The organism is Selenomonas sp. FOBRC9 (assembly GCF_000287655.1).
Taxonomy (GTDB): domain Bacteria; phylum Bacillota; class Negativicutes; order Selenomonadales; family Selenomonadaceae; genus Centipeda; species Centipeda artemidis.
On the sequence record NZ_ALJR01000031.1, the window covers coordinates 1 to 4,673 of the forward strand.

The following is a 4,673-nucleotide window of genomic DNA, read 5'->3' on the forward strand; positions in this document are numbered from 1 at the left end:
CACTGGCGGGTGCGCTCACCATGGTCTTTGACTGCACACTGCGCGCCCCGCACGGCGGCATCTTCGTCGTGCCGACCATCGGCAACCCGCTGATGTACCTCCTCAGCATCGCCGTCGGCTCCGTTGTGGGCGCACTTCTCCTCGCCCTGCTCAAAAAGAAAATTGATGCGTAAAAACCGTTTCGAAAGATAATATAAAAACGACCATGACACCGCATGTGCGTCATGGTCGTTTTGTATTGAAAGTTTTTCAGTGTTTCTCCGCGTGGAACTCTTCGCCGCTCCACGCCTCGATGCCGCGGCGATCGGGGAGGACGGCGGGGTCGAAGACGGGATTTTTCCCGCCAGCTTTTTGCGCGCGATAGTCCCGAAGAGCGGCGTATGCATAGGGGGCAAGCCGCAGGACGGCATAGAGATTCGTCAGGCAGATCATCGCCATGAAGAGGTCGGCGAGGTTCCACACGAGCCCGAGCGCCGCGATGCAGCCGAAGAACACCATTGCGACAACGGCGAGCCGATAGAAGAAGAGCGCCGTTTTCGTGTTTTTCCCAAAGAAATGGATGTTGATTTCGCCGTAGTAATAATTGCCCACGACGGAACTAAATGCAAAGAGGAAGATGAGCACGGCGAGCAGCGCCGATGCGCCGCCGCCAAAGACGCTGGCGAGCGAGTCCTGCGCGAGCGCGATGCCCGTCACGCTGTCGTCGCCGATGCGGTACTGCCCTGTGAGCAGGACGATGAATGCGGTCGCCGAGCATACGAGCCATGTGTCCACATAGACGCCGAATGCCTGCACGAGCCCCTGCTTGACGGGATGCGTGACGTTCGCCGTCGCCGCCGCGTTCGGGATCGAGCCCTCGCCCGCCTCGTTGGAGAAGAGTCCGCGGCGGATGCCCGTCAGGATGACCGTGCCGATGCCGCCGCCGACCGCCGCCTGCGGGCTGAACGCGTCGTGCAGGATGAGCGCGAACATGCCCGGCACGGCATCAATATGCATGACGACGATCACGAGTGCGATGAGGAGGTAAAGCCCCGCCATAAACGGCACAAGCAGCGTCGTAAAGCTCGCGATGCGGTGAATCCCGCCGAAGATGAACGCTGCTGAGAGCGCCGCAAGAATGCCGCCCATGACCCATGTGTCGATACCGAACGCCTTCTCCATCGAGAGCGCGATCGTATTCGCCTGCACGGAAACATAGATGAGACCGAACGTCACGGAGATGAGTACGGCAAAGAGCTTTGCAACAGCCGGCTGTCCGAGCGCATTTTGAATGTAATATGCCGGCCCCCCGTGAAAGAGCCCATGCCCGCGTGGGATTTTATAAATCTGCGCGAGTGTGCTCTCGACGAATCCCGTCGCCGTCCCAATGAAGGCGATGACCCACATCCAAAAGACAGCGCCGGGTCCGCCCGTCACGATCGCGATCGCTACGCCCGCGATGTTGCCGACGCCGACGCGCGAGGCGGTGCTGACGCAAAACGCCTGAAACGATGAGATCGCCTTGCGTCCGCTCGGTCGGCGCCCCAGATCGCCCGCGAGCAGGCGCACCATCTCCGGCAGCGCGCGCAGCTGCACCACGCCCGTCGAGAGTGTGAACCACAGCCCCGATCCTACGAGCACAACGATGATGATATACGTCCATAGAAAGTTGTTGACCGCATCCACGGCGGCATTCAGCATGTCCATCGAGTCACCCTTTCTCATACAATAGCATTTATCTTAATAGAAAGGGGCGTATTTTGTCAAATTGCATTTCTGTATTCTTTTGTGCACATGGAAATTGTTTTTATTGTATCTATTGACGTTCTATATCGTGTGTGCTATACTCCATTTTGTAATCAAGATGATTTCAAAAATCATATACGTTTTGAGATGGGGGTACATCATATGAAAATTGCAGTTGTTGCATCGAACGGCAAGGCATCGCAGCTGATCATCAAAGAGCTGCTCTCGCGCGGGCATGAGGTCACGGGATTTGCGCGCAGCGCGAACCGGAGCGCGGTGAAGAACTTTGTGCAGAAGGATATTTTGGCGCTGACGAAGGAAGATCTCTCGGGATTTGACGCCGTGGTGGACGAATTTGGCGCGTACGAGCCCGACGTTTTGCCGCTGCACACAAAGACGAGTCAGCATCTCGCCGATCGCGTCGCGGGGACGAATACGCGGCTCTACATCGTCGGCGGAGCGGGCTCACTCTATGTCGATGCGGCGCACAAGACGCAGCTCCTCGATACGCCCGACTTCCCGGCAGAGTTTTATCCGCTCGCAAAGGCGCAGACCGAGGAACTCGCGGCGCTGCGTTCCCGCAAGGACGCGCACTGGGTCTTCGTCAGCCCCGCGGCGGACTTCGCAGAGGACGGCGCGCGTACGGGGAAATATAAACTGGGCGGCGAGGAGCTGACGCTGAGCAGCGCGGGCGAGAGCGTCATCAGCTACGCGGACTACGCCGTCGGCATGGCGGATCTCATCGAGAAAAACGATCTCTCGCAGATTCGCGTCTCCCTTGTTCAGGCGTAATATATAGAAAAGTTCTAGGGCTGCTGCACAAGCTTGTGCGGCAGCCCTTTTCCTTTGCAGCGTATCAATTTTATAATGCAATCTGATGCCCTCGCGGTATCTACACCTGCGGGAAGAGCAGTTCACGCGGATCGAGTCCGTAGCGCACGACAAGCCCGGCATTTGCCGCCGCATCGACGGCAGCGGAGCAGCTGCCCTCGCGCGTCGTGATATAGATGTCTGCGGCCTCCAGCACGGCGGAGGAGAACTGCGATCCGCCCCCGGTCGTATGCATATAAAGATGCGGCGCCGCATCGCCGAGCTCATCAAGACGCGCCTGCACCGCCGCAAAAAATTGGGGATGCCCGTCCCCCTCCGGCACGGCAATCATGAGGAGGACGGGATCCGACGTGGTATATGCGGCGAGATACGTTCCGATGAGACGCGGCCAAACGGCGTGCTGCTCGGGCGCATCGAAATCCGGGATAAAATAATAGCGCAGAATCCCCTCTTTCCCTTTGGCAAGCATCCCCGCGACGGTCTCGTCGGGCGGTGTTTTTTGCTGTACGCCCGGATCAAAGCGATCGAGGAACCCCTTCATATCGTGATTGAAGAGAGGAATGTATTCCTTTACCTTTTCGTGCGGCCAATGCCACCACCGGATGCGCAGGAGACGCGCGATTGTTTCCGTGTCGAACCGGTATTTTATGATGCGCGCCGGATTACCGCCGACGATTGCATAGGGCGGGACGTCCTTCGTCACAACCGCCCCCGCTCCGACGACAGCGCCGCTCCCGATGCGCACGCCGCCGAGGAGCAGCGCGTCCGAGCCGACCCATACGTCGCTGCCGATGATCAACTGATTGCGATTAACCGCCGCGGAGCCGGGATTGATATTCGTAAGTTCCGCTGCATCATCGCCCGTGAGCATATGCTCCGGGAACATCGTCAGGCATCGATAATCGTGGTTGCCCGCAATGGAAAATTTCAGGCGATGCGCAAGCGCCGTATAGCGCCCGATGAGGATGTGGCAGTCCATGCTCGCGGCGTCAAGCGTTCCGCCCACGAGATACGACATTGCACCGAACGTAACCAGCGGTGTTTTCGAGTTGGGGGAAAGGATTTTGCACTCGTTGGGTGCGAAATCCATTAACGTCAAATCCATGTGCATCGCCTTCCTTATAGTTTCTGATATCCGCATCATATCATAAATCAAATGTCCCCGCCATATTGCGCAGAGATTCATTCGCCCGCGCGTGAAAAATATGCTATAATCGCCGTATCAGAACGGTATATTTTACCGCCGTCCGCAGCGGAATATAGATCTTGGAGGTACATGTGATGAACTGTGAAGAATATCTCGCGCGCGCCCCGTCGATCCGCCCCATTGCGCGGCAGGAGGAAGCCGTCTGGATCAATCCGCGTCTCGTCCCGTACGACGTGACGAAGGGCGTCTCGGAGCTTGTCGTCTCGGACGCGGACATCGCGGACGCCGCCGCCCGGCTCAAGCGATTCGCCGCGTTCTTTCGCCGCGCGTTCCCCGAGACGGCGGAAACGAACGGCATCATCGAGTCGCCGCTGCGCCTCCTGCCGCATTTGCAGAAGAAACTTGCGGAGACATACGGCGCCAAGATCCCCGGCAAACTTTACCTCAAGATGGACAGCCACCTCGCCGTCGCGGGATCGATCAAGGCGCGCGGCGGCATTTACGAGGTGCTCAAGCATGCAGAAACGCTCGCGATTGATGCAGGACTGATCACCCCGGACGACGACTACGGCAAATTCGCCGAGATGAAGGAGTTCTTTTCAAAATACATGGTGCAGGTCGGCTCGACGGGCAACCTCGCGCTCTCGATCGGCATCGTGAGCGCCGCCCTCGGCTTCCGTGTCCGTGTGCACATGTCCGCCGATGCGAAGCAGTGGAAGAAAGACCTCCTGCGCGCGAAGGGCGTCGAGGTCATCGAGTACGACGACGACTTCGCCCGCGCTGTGCTCGAGGGACGCCGCACATCGGAAGCCGATTCCATGAGCTATTTCGTGGACGACGAGCGATCGCGCGACCTCTTCATGGGATATACAGTCGCAGGGGCACGTCTGCAGAAACAGCTCGAGGAAATGAATATCCCCGTCGATGCCGATCATCCGCTCATCGTCTACATCCCCGCGGGCATCGGCGG

4 protein-coding genes are annotated in these 4,673 nt (G+C 58.5%); 2 read left to right on the forward strand and 2 right to left on the reverse strand.

Going from position 1 to position 4,673, the window contains the following annotated elements; translation table 11 throughout:
- Positions 1-249 precede the first annotated feature (249 nt).
- Entirely contained in the window at positions 250-1,686 is a 1,437-nt protein-coding gene (locus tag HMPREF1147_RS08195) for a sodium:alanine symporter family protein (RefSeq protein ID WP_009658463.1), read from the reverse strand.
- A 201-nt stretch (positions 1,687-1,887) separates the two neighbouring features.
- On the opposite strand from HMPREF1147_RS08195, the gene HMPREF1147_RS08200 reads away from it, so the two are divergent.
- Positions 1,888-2,517: an NAD(P)-dependent oxidoreductase gene (locus HMPREF1147_RS08200; protein WP_009658465.1), complete on the forward strand. Its 630-nt coding sequence runs from the start codon at positions 1,888-1,890 to the stop codon at positions 2,515-2,517.
- A gap of 100 nt (positions 2,518-2,617) precedes the next feature.
- Here HMPREF1147_RS08200 and HMPREF1147_RS08205 read toward each other — a convergent pair whose 3' ends face one another.
- The gene (locus HMPREF1147_RS08205) at positions 2,618-3,661 is read right to left on the reverse strand and encodes a CatB-related O-acetyltransferase (protein WP_009658467.1); all 1,044 of its coding nucleotides are present in this window, start codon (positions 3,659-3,661) and stop codon (positions 2,618-2,620) included.
- Between the two features lie 176 nt (positions 3,662-3,837).
- On the opposite strand from HMPREF1147_RS08205, the gene dsdA reads away from it, so the two are divergent.
- The coding region (gene dsdA / locus HMPREF1147_RS08210; protein WP_009658464.1) for a D-serine ammonia-lyase at positions 3,838-4,673 on the forward strand (836 nt) is incomplete at its 3' end.